The sequence below is a fragment of the Sinomonas sp. T428B genome, from assembly GCF_056780155.1.
In genome coordinates this window covers 2341719-2356986 of record NZ_JBRAZR010000001.1, presented here as the reverse complement: position 1 = coordinate 2356986, position 15268 = coordinate 2341719, and the positions used below count along the sequence as shown (strand labels likewise).

Here is a 15268-nt window from a genome sequence, read left to right as displayed (position 1 = left end):
GGCCCACGGTTCGCTAGGGTGGGCACCATGGACGCCGTCCCGCCGCGCCGCCGCCGCCTTCGTGGACCCATCGCCGGACCCATCGCCCGCGGACCCCTCGCCGCGGCCGCCCTGGCCACGTGCGTCCTCGCCCTCATCGCCGCGTGCTCGGCCCCGCCCAGCGCTCCTCTGTGGACGGGGACGACGAGCGGGGCGCCGTCGGCCACTCCCGCCGGCTCGGCCGCCGCCAGCCCGAGCGGAAGTGCCACCGGCACCGCAGGCGGCACCGCCACGCCGTCGTCCGCCCCGACCTCCCGCGAGTGGAAGACGTTCACCGACCCCGGCAGGACGCTGAGCTTCGAGCTGCCCGCGGCCTGGATCGTCCAGTCTGCCCCGCCCGATGCGGGGTCGAGGCCCGGCGCGCTGCGGTTCGACGTCAAGACGGGCGAGGGCGAGCCGGTCGCGACGCTGCACACGGGCGTTCCGGTCGCGTTCCCGGAGTCCTGCCCCGAGGGGGAGCGCCACGGGTACACCGTGCTCGTGAGCGAGCCCGTCGATGTCCCGTTCGCCGACATCCCGGGGGCCATCGAGCCGCGGTTCGTCCTGCGGGCCGTGCACTCGAGGTCGTTCATCGCCTCCTACGGCCTCACGAACATGCCGACGGCGGTCGAGGGCAGCGTGTGCCAGCTGCAGAACAGGGTCTCGGGGCCGGAGGGCAAGGGCGGCTTCTGGTTCGCCGACCAGCCGTTCGTCGATCCGGGCTCGGCGGAGTTCGGGTCCACCCGGACGATGTTCGATACCCTTGCCGAGGCGTCGTCCTATGCGAGCAGCTCGCCCGAGTTCGCCGACGCGCGGCGCATGATCACGTCGCTCAAGTTCACGTCCCAGCCCTAGCCCCGTTCGGAGCCCCATGCAGCGAAACGTCAGCGCCCGCCTGTCCTTCACCACCGCGGCGCGGACCAAGCTCGCGATGGCCGTGGCCGTCGCACGCCACCCCGGCTACGCCTCCTTCGAGGAGGAGCTCGTTGTCACCTCCGGCGGCGAGCGGATCGAGGCGCGCGAGCTGCTCGACGGGCACGGCGGACGCTTCCACGTCCTTGAGCTCGACGAGCCCGCGGAGATCGAGGTCGCCTACTCGGCGCGCGTCGGCGGGACGTGCGAGCCCGAGCCGGTCGACGAGATGGAGCTCATCCGGTACGTCCGCCCCAGCCGGTATGCCGAGAGCGACAGGCTCCTGCCGACCTCGTACGCCCAGTTCGGCTCGCTCCGGGGGATGGACCTCGTCACGGCCGTCCGCAACTGGGTGCACGGCCAGCTCTCCTACGTGAGCGGGTCCTCGCGCGGCACGGACGGCGCCGTCGAGACGCTCCTGCACCGCCGCGGGGTGTGCCGCGACTACGCCCACCTGGCGATCGCGCTCCTGCGCGCCAAGGACGTGCCCGCCCGGCTCGCCGCGGTCTATGCGCCCGGCCTGCGCCCCATGGACTTCCACGCGGTCGCCGAGGCCTACGCCGACGGCGCGTGGCACGTCATCGACCCGACCGGCCTCGCGCCGCGCTCGACGATGCTGCGCATCACGGCCGGCCGCGACTCCTCGGACACGGCCTTCCTGTCCACCGTGGGCGGGAGCCTCACGCTCAAGCGCCTCAGCGTGGGCGCCGAGGTCGAGGGCGAACTCCCCGCCGAGGACCCGGCCGCCGTGGTCCGCCTCTCCTGAGGCCGCGCGCAGCGGTGCTGGTTCTCTCCGGGCACTGAGTCTGGACGGCCGTTTGGAGCATCGACTACCGGGTATTTGGGTGAGTCGAATGAGGAGCCCGGCGTGGAGGCCGCTATGAAGTCAAAGATGAAGGTCTTCTTGGGAGTCGCCGCGTTATTGCTGGTCGTTGGCGGAGGACTGTTTCTCTATACCAGCATCCGTCCTGCCCAGAGTTGGGCGGACTACAACCCGCAGATCAACCCAGCTGACTTCACCACTGAGATTTCCAACACGTACTTCGCCCTTCCCCGCGGCAAGAAGCTGGTCTACGAAGCCACCAACAGGGGCGGCAGCGAGAGAATTGAGATTGAGATTCTCAAGGACACCAAGATCATCGAAGGCATCGAGACTGTCACCTATCTGGACAGGGAATTCAAGAACGGGCAGCTCGTCGAGGAGACGAGAGACTATCTGGCCCAGCACAAGAGCGGCGATGTCTGGTACTTCGGCGAAGACGTCAGCAACTACGTGGACGGAAAGCTGAAGGACCATTCCGGATCCTTCCTCCACGGCAAGGACGGTGCAAAAGCCGGCATCTGGATGAAGGCCGAGCAGAGAGTCGGAGATTCCTACCGGCAGGAATACTACCGGGGTCATGCGGAGGACATGCGGGATATTGTCGAAACCGGCCTGACCGTCTCAACGGGAATGGGCACCTTCACCGACTGCGTCAAGGTGTATGACTGGACGCCGCTTGAACTGACGTCCAGAGAGCACAAATACTACTGCCCGCAGGTCAGTTCCCTGGTCCTTATCGAGGACCTGGTCAGCGGCAAACGGACAGAGCTCACACAGATGGATCTGCCCACGACGGGCTAGCGTTCAGTCGCGCTCCGGCGCTCCTGTGTTGAGGACCTGGAAATCCGCTCCCAGTTCCACGTCAACCTCGGAGCCGTCCGGAAGGATGATCTCCACCTCATAGGCGGAGCCGGCCTCGTTCTCACGTTCCACTTCGCCTACGCGGCCCTGGCCAACCCTCGCCAATGCGGCTTGTCCGGCCTTGTCCCTCTCCTCGGCGCTCAGAGTCGCCCCGGAGCCGGACCCGTCATCGTCCTGCTCGGTCGCTACCACGTGGAACGAGCTGTTCAGCTCCACCTCGACAACGCTGCCGTTGTCCAGCCGAACGCCCACTTCATAGGCCGTGTTGGCGTCGTTGTCGGTTTCCGCGCTGGTCACCGTGCCCTGGCCCGTGTGCGCGATGGCCGCATCGCTGGCCTGCTGCAGGGCCGGTCCCGACAATGGCTGATCGTCGCCTGCCGTGCTGCCCGCAACGGCTGCGGACGCCCCGCCCAGGGCGGCTGCGGCTGCGGCAAGGCCGGTCATCCAAAGGGCTTTCCTGCCCATGACAGTCTCCTCTTGTCTGTCCCCAGCCCCACTCGATGTTTTCCCATCATCCTCCGGAGCTCATTCCGAGGAAAGGAAACGGGCTAGGCGAACAGGCCTCGTCTCAGCTGCCTCTCAGGAGCCGCGGACGCACCGTGCGCTAGAGCGGGTGGTTCGCGACGACGTGCTCCCGCAGCCGTGCGGTGAGGCTCTGAAGCGTCGCGAGCTCGTCGCTGTCGAGGGCGCCGTCGAGGATCCGGGCGATCTCGCGCACGTGGGCGCGGCCGATCTCCCGCTGGAGCTCGCGCCCGGCATCCGTGAGCCGAACGACGATGCCGCGCCCGTCCTCCGGCGCGCTCTCGCGCGAGACGAGGCCCTGCTTGTCGAGCCGCTCGACGAGGCGCGAGAGGCTCGACTGGGCCAGGAGCACGTGGTCGTTGAGCTCGTTGAGGCGCAGCCCGCCGCCCGGACAGGAGCTGAGCGTGAAGAGCACGTCGTACTCCTTGATGCCGAGGCGCCGGAAGGCGGGGTCGCGGGAGAGGCGGCGCATGACGGCGACCTGGGCCCGGAAGAGCGACTCCCACGCCTCGGCGGCCTCGCGCACCGTGGAGGTGCGCGGGGCCGCCTGGCCGTCGGCCTTGGACAGGGCTTCGGTCACGGCCGCACCGCCCCGGCTGCCCCGGCGCTGGCCGCATCGGCTCCCGCCGCCCCGGCGCCGGCCGCATCGCCGTCCTCCGCGGCGAGCTCGGCTGCCCGCTTGGCCGCGACCCGGGCGGCATGGGTGGGAGCCTCGGGGACGTCCGCGGGCCGGCCCTCGGCGAAGCCGGCCTTGAGCTGCGGCAGGACCTCGCCGAGGAGGTCGAGCTGCTCGAGGACGGTCTTGAGGGGGAGCCCGGCGTGGTCGACGAGGAACAGCTGGCGCTGGTAGTCGCCGAAGTAGTCGCGGAACGCGAGCGTCTTCTCGACGAACTCGGCCGGGCTGCCCACCGTGAGCGGGGTCTGCGCCGTGAAGTCCTCCATCGACGGGCCGTGGCCATAGACCGGCGCGTTGTCGAAGTACGGGCGGAACTCGCGCTTGGCGTCCTGGGAGTTCCTCCGCATGAAGAACTGTCCGCCGAGGCCGACGATCGCCTGGTGCGCCTTGCCGTGGCCGTAGTGCTCGTACCGCTCCCGGTAGAGGCTGATGAGCCGGATGTAGTGCTCCTTGGGCCAGAAGATGTTGTTCGCGAAGAAGCCGTCGCCGTAGTAGGCCGCGAGCTCGGCGATCTGCGGGGTGCGGATCGACCCGTGCCAGACGAACGGGGCTACCTCGTCGAGCGGGCGGGGGGTCACCGTGAAGTTGTGCAGCGGTGTGCGGAACTTCCCGCTCCACGTCACCGTCTCCTCGTCCCACAGGCGGCGCAGGAGCGCGTAGTTCTCGATCGTGAGCTCGAGGGAGTCCTGCGGGTTCTTGCCGAACCACGGGTAGACGGGCGCGGTGTTGCCGCGGCCGAGCACGAGGTCCGTCCTGCCGCCCACGAGGTGCTGGAGCATGCCGAAGTCCTCGGCGATCTTGACCGGGTCATTGGTCGTGATGAGGGTCGTGGCGGTGGAGAGGATGAGCCTCTCCGTCTGGGCGCCGATGTAGGCGAGCAGCGTCGTGGGCGAGCTCGGGTAGAACGGCGGGTTGTGGTGCTCGCCGGTCGCGAAGACGTCCAGGCCCACCTCCTCGGCGTGCTTGGCGATCTTCACGATCGCCTGGATGCGCTCGCCCTCCGTCGGCATGCGCCCTGTGGTCGGGTCGAGCGTGACATCACCGACGCTGAAGATTCCGAACTGCATGGGAGAGACCCCTTCCTGGAGGATGCTGGCCCTCGGTCTTCCGAGAGTCTAGCAGGATAGATGCATTTGCATCTACTTGAACCCAGCCGGGGGCGGATCCATTCCCGCCCCCGGGATCAGGGCTTCGCCGCGCGCCGTCCGCTGACCCGGGGCACCGCGCCGGTCGTCCAGTCGCTGTCGGCCTCGCGCTCAGACCCGTCCTCGGAGCCTGCCCCGCCGTCGGTTGCCCGGGCGTCGGGCTCTGCCTGCCCGGCCCCCTGCTGCGGCAGGAGCCTGAGCCCGCGCAGGAGGCGGCGTCGCTCGAGCCGGCCCTCGACGAGCCGGTACAGTACCGGGACGATCACGAGCGTGAGTGCCGTCGAGGAGACGAGTCCCCCGATGACGACGACGGCGAGCGGCTGCGCGATGAACCCGCCCCCGCCCGTGAGTCCGAGCGCCATGGGCGTGAGGGCGAAGACGGTCGCGAGGGCCGTCATGAGGATGGGCCGCAGGCGCTGGCGCGCCCCGCGCTCGATCGCCTCGCCGAGATCCAGGGCGGCCCGGCCGGGGGCGGGACGGCGGTACTGGTTGATGAGGTCGATGAGCACGATCGCGTTCGTCACGACGATGCCTACGAGCATGAGCAGGCCGATGAGCCCGGGCAGGCCGAGCGGGATCCGCGCGATGAGGAGGGCCGCGATCGCCCCCGTCGCGGCGAACGGGATCGAGACGAGGAGGATGAGCGGCTGCACGAGGCTCTTGAACGTCGCGACCATGATGACGTAGACGATCACGATCGCGGCAAGGAGGGCGAGCCCGAGCTGGCGGAAGGACTCCGCCTGCTGGGAGCTCGCGCCGCCGACCGTGGCCGTCGCGCCCCGGTCGAGGCTCAGGGCGTCTATCCGCCGCTGGACCTCGGCGCTCACGGCCCCGAGGTTCGTGTCCTCGGGCGAGACCGAGACGGTGGCCGTGCGCTGCCCGGAAGTGCTCGTGACGGTCACCGGGACCTCGACCTCCTCGACGCTCGCGATCGCCCCGAGGGTCAGGCCGCCGGGAGCTCCGGGGACCGGGAGCGAACGGACGGCGTCGACGCTCGTGAACTGCGTCCCGCGCCCGATCCGCACCGGATAGTCGGTCGTGCCGAAGCGCACGGTCCCCGCGGGCAGAGGGCTCGCCGTGGCCGCGAGGGCTCCCGCGATCTGCTGCTCGCTGAGCCTCGCAGCGGCGGCCTTGGCACGGTCGACCCGGACCTGCACGACGGGCTGGCCCGCCGCCAGGTTGCTCGTCACGCCCGTGGCCCCCGGGACGCCCTCGAGGGCGGCGAGGACGTCCTCGTTCGCGGCGGCGAGGGCCTCGGCGTCGGGCGCCTGGACGGTGACGTCCACCGTCGAGGAGGTCCCGAACCCGCCCTGCTGGCGCCCGACGCTCACGGTGCCGACGCCGTCGAGGCGGCCGACGGCGTCGCGCACCTGGGCCTGGAGGGCCGCCTGGTCGCGGTCCTCCTCCGTGATGACCGTGAAGGTCGCGTTCGAGGCGCCGGTCGAGAGGAAGGCGCCGAAGCCCGTGGTCGAGTTGCCGACCGTGACCTGGACGGTCCGCACGCCGTCGGTGCCCCGAAGGAGCCCCTCGACCCGCTCGGCGGCCTCGGCGGTGGCCTCGAGGCTCGTCCCGGGCGCCAGGCTCTGACGCACCGTGAAGCTGTTCTCGCCCGAGCCGCTCAGGAGGTTCGTCTGCAGGAGCGGGGTCATCGCGAACGTCCCCGCGAGCACGAGGCCGCCGGCGACGAGCGTGAGCACGGGCCGCCGCTGGGTCGTGCGCAGGATCGGGAGGTAGCCGCGCTGGAGCCGCGAGGACTTCTCCCTCTCGATCGCCTCGGCGGCTGCCTCGCGCGGATCCCGGGCCTGCGCCGCGTGGTGCCCGAGGAACCAGTAGGCCAGGACGGGGACGATCGTGAGCGCGACGAGGAGGGAGGCGAGCAGCGCGAGCGTCACGGTGAGCGCGAACGGGCGGAAGAGCTCGCCGGCGAGGCTGCCGACGAACGCGATCGGGAGGAAGACCGCGACGGTCGTCAGGGTCGACGCCGTCACCGCCCCGGCGACCTCGCGCACGCCGTTGAGGATCGCCGTCGTCTTCTCCTCGCCGTAGCCGAGGTGGCGCTTGATGTTCTCGATGACGACGATCGAGTCGTCCACGACGCGGCCGATCGCGATCGTGAGGGCGCCGAGCGTGAGGAGGTTGAGCGAGTACTCGGCGGCGTACAGCCCGATGAACGTGGCCAGCAGGGACAGCGGGATCGACACGGCCGTGACGAGCGTCGCCCGCACCGAGAGCAGGAAGACGAGGATCGTCAGAACGGCGAAGCCGAGGCCGAGGAGCCCCTCGGTCGTGAGGTCCTTGATCGAGGTCTCGATGAACGGCGCCTGGTCGAACACCGTGGTGAGCCGCGCGTTCGAGCCGAGCTCGGCCTCGAGCTGGGGGAGGAGGTCGCGGACCGCGTGCGAGATCGCGACGGCGTCGCCCTCGGGCTTCTTGGTCACCGAGAGGGCGAGCGTGGGCACGCCGTCCGTGCGGGTGATCGACGTCGCGTCGTCGTCCTCGAGGGCGACGGCAGCGACGTCGCGGATCGCCGTCGGCGCCTTGGCCCCGGGCAGCGGCAGGGCGCCCACGGCCTCGGGGGACTCAAGCCGGCTCCCGGCCTGGAGGGAGAGCGTGCGGCCCTCCTCCTCGACGGTGCCCACGGGCACGAGGTTCCCGTTGTTCTCCAGCGCGGCGCGGATCGCGCCGACGTCGGTGCCGCGCGCGGCGAGGGCGCCCGGGTCGGGCGTGATCTGGAGGTGGCGGGTCGCGCCGCCGGTGACGTCCGCGCCGCGCACGCCCGGGATGCGCTGGATCTTCGGCACCGCGAGCTCGTCCAGCTGCGCGCTGAGCTCGCTGAGCGGCCTGTCCGAGGATGCCGCGAGGAAGACGATCGGGAAGTCGCTGATGCTCCCGGCGACGGTCTGGGGCTCGACGCCGTCCGGCAGCGTGCGCCGGACGGTCGAGATCGCGCGGTCCACCTGGTTGCGAGCCCGGTCGAGATCTGTCCCGTAGGCGAACGAGAGCCGGATCGTCGAGACCCCCGACCGGGAGGTCGAGGCCGAGCTCTCGAGCCCCTCGACCGCCTGGAGCGCCTTCTCGACGGGCTCGCCCACCTGCCGGTCGACCACCTCCGGGGAGGCCCCGGGCATCGAGGAGACGACCGTGAGCTGCGGGAACTCGATCGACGGGATGAGCTCCTGCTTGAGGCTCCCGGCGGTGATGACGCCGAACGCTGCGGCGCAGACCGTGATGAGGGCGATCAGCGCCCTGTTGGCCATCGAGAGGCGGGCGAGGCTGAACAATGATGCCCTTTCACGTCAGGCGGCGAGCGGCCCGTGCCCTGATGGGCACGGGCCGCTGGCCTGTCTACTGTGCGGGTGCCGCGAGCTGGAGCGCCGAGGCGGTGCTCGCGGCGACCTCGGCCGCGAGGGCCGGATTCTCGTCGAGCTTGACGCCGTAGCCCGGCATCATCTCCCGGAGCCTGCCCTCCCAGCCCTTGTAGAACTTCGGGAAGCAGCGCCGCATGAGCTCGAGCATGATCGGCACGGCCGTCGAGGCGCCCGGGGATGCGCCGAGGAGCGCCCCGATCGAGCCGTCGCGCGCGGTGATGACCTCGGTGCCGAACTGGAGGACGCCGCCCTTGGCCTGGTCCTTCTTGATGATCTGTACGCGCTGGCCCGCGGTGATGAGCTCCCAGCCGTCGCCCTTGGCCTGGGGGAAGTACTCGCGCAGCGCGTCGATCTTCGCGTCCCGGCTCTTGGCGACCTCCTTGATGAGGTAGGCCGTGAGGTCCATGTTGTCCTTCGCGACGGCGAGCATCGGGATGATGTTGCCGAGCCGGATGGAGAGCGGCAGGTCCAAGAGCGAGCCGTTCTTGAGGAAGTTCGTCGAGAACCCGGCGTAGGGGCCGAAGAGCAGGGACCGCTTGCCCTCGACGTAGCGCGTGTCGAGGTGGGGGACGGACATGGGCGGGGCGCCGACGGAGGCCTGGCCGTAGACCTTCGCGTTGTGCGACTCGGACACGGAGTCGTCGGTGCAGCGCAGGAACTGGCCCGAGACGGGGAAGCCGCCGTAGCCGCGGCTCTCGGGGATGCCCGAGGCCTGGAGGAGGTGGAGGGCCCCGCCGCCCGCGCCGACGAACACGAACTTGGCGTGGATCCCGCCGCGCTCGCCCGAGGCGAGGTGCTTCGTGGAGACGTCCCACCCGCCGCGGGAGCGCGTGAGGTCCGTGACGTCGGTGCCGTAGTTGACCTCGACGCCGCTGCGATCGAGGAAGCCGACGAGCTCGCGGCTGAGCTGGCCGAAGTCGACGTCGGTGCCCTCGGCGACGCGGGTCGCCGCGACGCGGCCCTTCCCGCGGCCCTTCATGACGAGGGGGGCCCAGGCCTCGATGACCGCGGGGTCCTCGCTGTGCTCCATCGAGGAGAACAGCGTGTGCGGCTTGAGCGCCTCGTAGCGCTTCTTGAGGTAGTCGGCGTGGGCGTCGCCGATCACAAAGCTCATGTGCGGCACGGTGTGGATGAACTGCGACGGGTCGCCGATGCTGCCCTCGGTCACGAGGTGCGACCAGAACTGGCGCGAGAGCTGGTAGCCCTCGTTGATGCTCAGCGCCTTCGCCGGATCAACCGAGCCGTCCTTGGCCTGGGGGGTGTAGTTGAGCTCGCAGTAGGCCGCGTGGCCCGTTCCCGCGTTGTTCCACGGCCCCGAGCTCTCGAGCCCCACGTCGTCGAGGCGCTCGAAGAGGACGATGCTCCAGCTCGGTTCCAGCTTCTTGAGGAACGCCCCCAGCGTGGCGCTCATGATGCCGCCGCCGATCAAGACGACGTCGGCGGACCGGGTGGTGGAAATGAAGGTCACTGATGTCTCCCTGCGCAAATGGACCAGAGGCAGAATATCCCTCGCCCGGGCGGTTCGCTAAATCCCCGAAGGTCCCTGCGTCAAGGCTTCTCGGCCTATTTTTTCTCTGCTGCTTTCGTCTGCTTTCCTCAGCTCTTCCTGAGCCGGACCTTGTTGAACATCTCGTGGAGCACGGGCGAGGTCGGATAGCTCTCGACCCGGGCCGAGGTCGCCACCGCGGAGATCGGGAACGCGATGGGCACGGCGGGGACGGTCCCGGCGAGCTGGCCATTGATGTCGATGTACGCGTTCTGCCGCTGCGGGCCGTCGGGGAGCGAGCGCGCGCGCTCGATCTTGCTGAACAGCTGGGCGTCGAAGAAGCCGAACTCCCCGTTCCTGGCCCCGAAGAGGGACGTGAGGAAGTTGTCGGGATCGGAGTATGAGCCGTTGAGGCCGAGCAGGTGGAACGCGTGGTCGCCCCGGGAGGTGACCCGGGTGAGGTAGCCCTCGGACCACTCGATGGGCACCGGCTTGATGTTCAGCCCGACGGTCGTGAGCTGGGCGCTGAGCTCGGCGTAGATCTTCTCCGGCGTGGGCAGGTAGGACCGGCTGACGTTGAGCGGGTAGCAGAAGGGGAGCTCCTCGCCCTTGTAGCCGGCCTCGGCGAGGAGGCGCTTGGCCCGCTCGGGGTCGAATCCGGGGAAGTTGACGGACGAGTTGAAGCCCGTCACCCGGGGCGGCACGAACTGGCCCGCCGAGGACGAGTCGTCGACGAAGAACCTCCGGATGAGGGCGTCCTTGTTGATGGCGGCGGCGACCGCCTGACGCACCTTCTCGCTCTGCAGGGGCACCGACTCCTGGTTCATCCCGAGGTAGAAGACGGAGAACGGGTCCCGGCGCGCGACGGGCAGGCCGCGGCGCACGAGGGCCTCCATCGTGTCGACCGTGACGGGGTCGAAGCCGTCCACGCGACCGTCGACGAGGGCCTGCAGGCGGCTCTGGGCGGTGTCGTAGACGACGAAGCTGAGCTTCGCGATCTCGCCCCGTTCGCCCCAGTAGCCCGGGTAGCTCGCGAGCTCGACCCGGTCCGCGGAGCGGGCGACGAACGAGAAGGGGCCCGTGCCCACCGGATGCAGGCCGTAGCGGGAGACGGGGCCGGCCGGGGTGGCCTGGTCGAGCACGTCCGCGGTGCCCTCGGCGAGGGCACGGGGCGAGGAGATCGCGAACGCGGGCATGGTCAGGGCCTCGAGGAACGCGGTGAACGGCCGAGAGAGCTCGATCCGCACCTCGTGGGCCGAGACTGCTGTGCACGCCTTGAAGACCGAGAGGTCCGCCTGGTCGGCGTGGGCCCGGAAGACGGACGTGAAGGACATCGTCGGGTTCGCGGCGCGGAAGTCGGGGCTGGCCGCGAACCACCTGTCGAAGTTCGCTTTGACCGCCGCGGCGTCGAAGGGCGTCCCGTCGTGGAACGTGACCCCCTCGCGCAGGGTGAAGGTGTAGGCGAGCCCGTCGTCGCTCGCTGCCCACGAGGTCGCGAGGGCGGGGGAGGGCTGGGATGTCGTCAGGTCCGCCGCGACGAGCCCCTCGAGGACCTGGCGCGAGACCCGCCACGACTCGAGGTCCGAGGTCGCGGCAGGATCGAGGGATGCGGGGGCGGCCGGGACGGCGAAGACGAAGGACGCCGCGGGCTCCACGGACGACGGCGTGGGGCTGGGGGCGGGGGCGGGCTGCGGCTGCGGCGTGCATCCGGTGAGGACGAGGGCGGCGGCCGCCGCCTGCAGCACGCTCCTGCGCGCAATGTCTCCTGCCACGTTCCCTGCCACAGCCCGCCTTTCCCTGCGCCCCCGCCCATCCGAGGATGCGGGGACGAGGGGAATCTCAAGAGTGCGCGAGGAGGGACTTGAACCCTCACGTCCGAAGACACAGGAACCTAAATCCTGCGTGTCTGCCAATTCCACCACTCGCGCGCGTGTCCCGCGCTGGGGCGGGACCGCCCGGCCAGTCTACCGGGCGGGCCCGCCCCCGAGGCCCGTGACGGCGCCGGGCACGCCGGGACGGATGCGCTACGCGCCGGCCGCCGCGGCGATCTTCAGGTCGCGGTGCAGCTTGGCCACGTGGCCCTTGGCCCGGACGTTGTACTGCGCGAGCCCGATGCGCCCGTCCGGCTCGACGACGAACGTGCTCCGGATGAGCCCCTGGTAGGTCCGCCCGTAGTTGATCTTCTCGCCCCACGTGCCGTAGGCCTCGGCGACCGCGTGGTCCTCGTCGGCGAGGAGGAGGAAGCCGAGCTCCTGCTCGCGCGCGAAGGCCCGGACGGCGTCGGCCGGGTCGGGGGAGACGCCGACGACCGTGTACCCGGCCCCCGACAGGGAGGCGAGGCTGTCCCGGAAGTCGCATGCCTGCTGCGTGCACGCGGGGGTGTCGACCTGCGGGAAGAAGTAGAGGAGGACGCGCTGGCCCGCGAGGTCCTTCAGGGACGTGGTCCCGCCGGCCGAGTCCGGGAGGGAGAAGTCCGGCGCCGGGTCGCCGACTGAGAGGCGGCGCTGTGGAGACTGTGGTGCTGACGTGGTCATCTGGCCAGCGTAGCGCCGGGCGAGAGGGTCCCTTGGGGCCGTGACGCACCTCACCCGCGGAGGCGCCCCGGCCGATTTCACTTGCCCGTCGAAGTCGTGTAGAGTTTCATGTCGTTGCGGGGCACGGCGACGGACCGAGAGGGACGGCGCAGAGCATGCACGGAACGCGCCTCTAGCTCAACTGGCAGAGCAATTGACTCTTAATCAATGGGTTCCGGGTTCGAGTCCCGGGGGGCGCACACCAAACGGATGGGCTCCGTCACCAGCAGGTGACGGGGTCCTTTCGTCGTTAAGGGCTCCGGTGGACGCGAGTCTGGTGCTGTTGTCCTCGAAGCCGAGCAGGTACGTGACGCGGATGCGGCCGGACGTCACGCGCTCGATCGCGAACAGCTCGTCTACGCTCCAGGCTTGCGCGCCACTCAGCCGCCTCGACATGCCCTGCTGGACGATGCCGAGCATGCGGCCGAGCTCGGCCCCGGAGATTCTCAGTTCCCCCAGCTTGCCGCGCAGGCGGCGGGCAACGCCCTCGTGCGGGGCTTCATAGTCGAATGCAGCTTGTGCGCTCATGCAGCGAGCGTACTACACGGAAAATGTGTCACACAACCATTAATCGTGTGGCGTGGGAAGATGGGTCCGGCAGTCGATCTTTGGACCCAGGGCAGAGCTCGCGCTGCCCATCATCCTCCGGCTAGCGGCGCTTGACCAGAATTCGACACAACGGGTTATTGTGCAAACACACGTTATGGATTAGATTTTCACCTTTTCGGCGTGTTGCGCCACGTCGGCTTGTTTGTCACATGGATTTGTTGTTACTGTCCTGCCATGGCGAACCCCATTGGAGAAAGAATCAGGGTAGAAGCCGCCAGGCTCCGCCTCTCTCAGGCCGAGCTCGGTCAAGCGATCGGGGTAACCCAGCAGGCGGTCTCGCGCCGGCTGGCCAACGACGCTCGACTTCGCGCTACTGACATCACTAAGCTCGCCGACCTTCTCGGCGTCAGCGTCTCGTACCTCTACGGAGAGCAGCGGGAGCAGATCCCGGCCTAGACCCCCGGCGCCCGTGGGCCTTCCCCCCATAGCCCACGGGCGCCGGGCCCCTGGAAACAAAGATGACCCTCAGCCGCGCCAACGGCTGAGGGTCGAGAAGGAATCCCCTGGAAAGGAAAACCTGATGTCCATCGTACAGAAGACTGCCCTCGGGGGGCAGTGCGGGCGCCCTGAGGCTGTCCGGTGAGTGCCCTGCAGCTCGAATGGGTCGAGGAGCCGCCCCGCCGCGCCGCCCGCGGGCAGGCGAGCCTGGTCCAGCGGGTGGTGGAGGAGCTGAAGAAGCGCCCCGGAAAGTGGGCGAAGGTCCAGGAGGGCATCGCGAGCACCTCGGGCGCCGCGAAGTGGAGGAAGGCCGGTTGCGAGGCGTACAGCCACCGCCCGGACACCACGTCGAACAAGTGCGACGTCTACGCTCGCTGGCCCGAACCGACGCCCGAGCAGGTCGCGAAGGAAGCCGCGAGGGCGCGCGCGAAGAGCGCCACTCCCGAGGAGCTCGCGGCAGCATATGCAGCGAAGCGCGGCCACACCTCTGCCCCTGCCGCGCCGGCGCCAGACACGCCGGAGGGCGTGAAGGCGCAGCTCGCGGCCCGCCTGACTCATAAGCCGGTGGCCCGATGAGCACGCCGTCGTCGCTGTACTTCGGCTGCTGGGACCGCCCGGACCTGCGCCCTGAGGAGTACGGCGCGACGCCGTCCCCGCTCACGGCCTCGGCGCCCGTGCGCCTGGCTTCCGAGCAGCAGAGCCGTCGCGCGACATTCGACGCCACCGTGCGCAAGGTCGAGGACCTCAAGCAGGCGCTCCTCGCCCTCCGCCGCTTCGACACGACGGGCAACGCGGATCTCGCGCTGGATCACCTCATGGCCACCGAGGGTCAGCTCCGCGCCCAGCTCCGGGTCCTCGTGGACCACGTCGAGGGTGTCTACGCCAGGTTCGCCGAGCCCCTCGGCCCCGTCTCGGAACCGCTGCCCACGCCCGAGCCGGCGTCCGAGCCCGTCCAGGCGCCAGCGCCAGTGTCGGCACCGCCGCGCTCGCCGTCCCCCGCCGACCTCGCGCGGCGCACTGAGCGGAAGGCATCGTGATGGCCAAGCCGTACCGGGTCCGCCAGGATGCCACGATCCAGCCGATCACCACCGCCGAGGGTGGGTCCAAGTCTGCGGGCCGCCCTCTCCGGCAGCGCGCCGCGCTGCCCTGGCGCTCGGGTAGGCCGGCCGAGCTCGAGCACCAGCTCGCGGCGTTCTGCCGCTCGATCTGGCCGTCCGGGCAGATCATCGTCGACCGCACGCCGAAGCACGTTGAGTCCAACGGCAACCTCCGCGCTGACGGGTCGATCTTCGTCGACGGCCGCGAGGCCGCGTACTTCTACCTCAACGACCCGGCTCCCGAGCCGCAGCGGCAGGAGGGGCTCCTGTGATCGCCCTCGCCCTGCCCCAGCGCGCCGCCGCGCGGCGCCGTCGTCTCGCTTTCGTGTACACGCCGACCTTCACGGTCGGCGTCGTGACCCTCGCCGCCGCCGGTCCCGTCGTGAACGGTGCTTGGGTGGCCGGCGCAATCCTCGTGGTCCTCGGCGCCGTCGGCGTCGTCCTTGATCTGGAGCCCGTCATGACCGAACAGCCCATCGAACCCGCCCCCCTCTCCATCACCGAGCAGCAGTGGCTCGGTAACACGCCCGCGGCCAGCCCCGAGGCGGTCGCGCTCGCCGAGACGGGGACGCCTCAGGGAATGGACCCGATCTTCGCCGCGGCGTTTGACAGCGCCTCCGACTCGCTTGACGCCGCCGGGGACGCCCTGGAGAACGGCGACCTCGCTTCTGCCAAGTACCACGCCCTGAACCTCGTCGGTCGCATCGCCCGCATGCAGGCCCTCTCCAGCTAAGGAGCCC

16 protein-coding genes and 2 tRNA genes are annotated in these 15268 nt (G+C 70.0%); 9 read left to right on the top strand and 9 right to left on the bottom strand.

Features of this window, described 5'->3' with window-relative positions; all coding sequences use genetic code 11:
* The first annotated feature begins 27 nt into the window (after window positions 1-27).
* The 3 genes from ACUYMY_RS10940 (at window position 28) to ACUYMY_RS10930 (ending at window position 2554) form a co-directional block, all read left to right on the top strand.
* Window positions 28-873: a hypothetical protein gene (locus ACUYMY_RS10940; RefSeq protein WP_481703585.1), complete on the top strand. Its 846-nt coding sequence runs from the start codon at window positions 28-30 to the stop codon at window positions 871-873.
* 16 nt (window positions 874-889) lie between these two features.
* A complete protein-coding gene (locus tag ACUYMY_RS10935) occupies window positions 890-1696 on the top strand; it encodes a transglutaminase-like domain-containing protein (RefSeq protein ID WP_481703584.1) in 807 nt (268 codons plus the stop codon).
* 102 nt (window positions 1697-1798) lie between these two features.
* Window positions 1799-2554 (top strand): hypothetical protein, encoded by a 756-nt coding sequence (locus tag ACUYMY_RS10930; protein WP_481703583.1) that lies wholly within the window; start codon window positions 1799-1801, stop codon window positions 2552-2554.
* 3 nt (window positions 2555-2557) lie between these two features.
* On the opposite strand, the gene ACUYMY_RS10925 is transcribed toward ACUYMY_RS10930, so the two are convergent.
* The 8 genes from ACUYMY_RS10925 to bcp all read right to left on the bottom strand — a co-directional run bounded on the left by ACUYMY_RS10925 (window position 2558) and on the right by bcp (window position 12345).
* Window positions 2558-3079: a PepSY domain-containing protein gene (locus ACUYMY_RS10925; protein ID WP_481703582.1), complete on the bottom strand. Its 522-nt coding sequence runs from the start codon at window positions 3077-3079 to the stop codon at window positions 2558-2560.
* Window positions 3080-3218: 139 nt separating this feature from the next.
* Complete coding sequence (locus tag ACUYMY_RS10920) at window positions 3219-3716, bottom strand: MarR family winged helix-turn-helix transcriptional regulator (protein WP_481703581.1); 498 nt, start codon at window positions 3714-3716, stop codon at window positions 3219-3221.
* Window positions 3713-4879, bottom strand: a complete 1167-nt coding sequence (locus ACUYMY_RS10915) for an LLM class flavin-dependent oxidoreductase (protein ID WP_481703580.1) — start codon at window positions 4877-4879, stop codon at window positions 3713-3715. Before ACUYMY_RS10915 ends, ACUYMY_RS10920 begins: the two co-directional genes overlap by 4 nt.
* A gap of 116 nt (window positions 4880-4995) precedes the next feature.
* Complete coding sequence (locus tag ACUYMY_RS10910; protein WP_481703579.1) at window positions 4996-8238, bottom strand: efflux RND transporter permease subunit; 3243 nt, start codon at window positions 8236-8238, stop codon at window positions 4996-4998.
* Between the two features lie 64 nt (window positions 8239-8302).
* Window positions 8303-9793 carry a malate:quinone oxidoreductase gene (locus ACUYMY_RS10905; RefSeq protein WP_481703578.1) on the bottom strand — a complete coding sequence of 497 codons (1491 nt, stop codon included), beginning with the start codon at window positions 9791-9793 and terminating at the stop codon, window positions 8303-8305.
* Between the two features lie 128 nt (window positions 9794-9921).
* Window positions 9922-11583: an ABC transporter substrate-binding protein gene (locus tag ACUYMY_RS10900; protein ID WP_481703577.1), complete on the bottom strand. Its 1662-nt coding sequence runs from the start codon at window positions 11581-11583 to the stop codon at window positions 9922-9924.
* Between the two features lie 74 nt (window positions 11584-11657).
* Window positions 11658-11739, bottom strand: a tRNA-Leu gene (locus ACUYMY_RS10895).
* A 96-nt stretch (window positions 11740-11835) separates the two neighbouring features.
* Window positions 11836-12345: a thioredoxin-dependent thiol peroxidase gene (gene bcp / locus ACUYMY_RS10890; protein WP_481703576.1), complete on the bottom strand. Its 510-nt coding sequence runs from the start codon at window positions 12343-12345 to the stop codon at window positions 11836-11838.
* A gap of 166 nt (window positions 12346-12511) precedes the next feature.
* Between bcp and ACUYMY_RS10885 the strand changes: the two genes are divergently transcribed.
* A tRNA-Lys gene (locus tag ACUYMY_RS10885) sits at window positions 12512-12584 on the top strand.
* On the opposite strand, the gene ACUYMY_RS10880 is transcribed toward ACUYMY_RS10885, so the two are convergent.
* Window positions 12550-12912, bottom strand: coding sequence for a hypothetical protein (locus ACUYMY_RS10880; RefSeq protein ID WP_481703575.1), 363 nt, complete (start codon window positions 12910-12912; stop codon window positions 12550-12552). The two genes, ACUYMY_RS10885 and ACUYMY_RS10880, sit on opposite strands and share 35 nt — an antisense overlap.
* A gap of 255 nt (window positions 12913-13167) precedes the next feature.
* Between ACUYMY_RS10880 and ACUYMY_RS10875 the strand changes: the two genes are divergently transcribed.
* The 5 genes from ACUYMY_RS10875 to ACUYMY_RS10855 all read left to right on the top strand — a co-directional run bounded on the left by ACUYMY_RS10875 (window position 13168) and on the right by ACUYMY_RS10855 (window position 15261).
* Window positions 13168-13389, top strand: a complete 222-nt coding sequence (locus tag ACUYMY_RS10875) for a helix-turn-helix transcriptional regulator (protein WP_481703574.1) — start codon at window positions 13168-13170, stop codon at window positions 13387-13389.
* A gap of 183 nt (window positions 13390-13572) precedes the next feature.
* A complete protein-coding gene (locus tag ACUYMY_RS10870; RefSeq protein ID WP_481703573.1) occupies window positions 13573-14007 on the top strand; it encodes a hypothetical protein in 435 nt (144 codons plus the stop codon).
* Window positions 14004-14468 (top strand): hypothetical protein, encoded by a 465-nt coding sequence (locus ACUYMY_RS10865; protein ID WP_481703572.1) that lies wholly within the window; start codon window positions 14004-14006, stop codon window positions 14466-14468. The genes ACUYMY_RS10870 and ACUYMY_RS10865 overlap by 4 nt, the downstream gene beginning before the upstream one ends.
* Window positions 14468-14800, top strand: a complete 333-nt coding sequence (locus ACUYMY_RS10860) for a hypothetical protein (RefSeq protein ID WP_481703571.1) — start codon at window positions 14468-14470, stop codon at window positions 14798-14800. The genes ACUYMY_RS10865 and ACUYMY_RS10860 overlap by 1 nt, the downstream gene beginning before the upstream one ends.
* Complete coding sequence (locus ACUYMY_RS10855; protein WP_481703570.1) at window positions 14797-15261, top strand: hypothetical protein; 465 nt, start codon at window positions 14797-14799, stop codon at window positions 15259-15261. The genes ACUYMY_RS10860 and ACUYMY_RS10855 overlap by 4 nt, the downstream gene beginning before the upstream one ends.
* The last annotated feature ends 7 nt before the right edge of the window (window positions 15262-15268 follow it).

Coding starts and splice junctions, on each gene's coding strand:
- ACUYMY_RS10940 (WP_481703585.1), top strand. CDS start 28: ATGGACGCCGTCCCGCCGCGCCGCCGCCGCCTTCGTGGACCCATCGCC.
- ACUYMY_RS10935 (WP_481703584.1), top strand. CDS start 890: ATGCAGCGAAACGTCAGCGCCCGCCTGTCCTTCACCACCGCGGCGCGG.
- ACUYMY_RS10925 (WP_481703582.1), bottom strand. CDS start 3,079: ATGGGCAGGAAAGCCCTTTGGATGACCGGCCTTGCCGCAGCCGCAGCC.
- ACUYMY_RS10915 (WP_481703580.1), bottom strand. CDS start 4,879: ATGCAGTTCGGAATCTTCAGCGTCGGTGATGTCACGCTCGACCCGACC.
- bcp (WP_481703576.1), bottom strand. CDS start 12,345: ATGACCACGTCAGCACCACAGTCTCCACAGCGCCGCCTCTCAGTCGGC.
- ACUYMY_RS10880 (WP_481703575.1), bottom strand. CDS start 12,912: ATGAGCGCACAAGCTGCATTCGACTATGAAGCCCCGCACGAGGGCGTT.
- ACUYMY_RS10875 (WP_481703574.1), top strand. CDS start 13,168: ATGGCGAACCCCATTGGAGAAAGAATCAGGGTAGAAGCCGCCAGGCTC.
- ACUYMY_RS10865 (WP_481703572.1), top strand. CDS start 14,004: ATGAGCACGCCGTCGTCGCTGTACTTCGGCTGCTGGGACCGCCCGGAC.
- ACUYMY_RS10860 (WP_481703571.1), top strand. CDS start 14,468: ATGGCCAAGCCGTACCGGGTCCGCCAGGATGCCACGATCCAGCCGATC.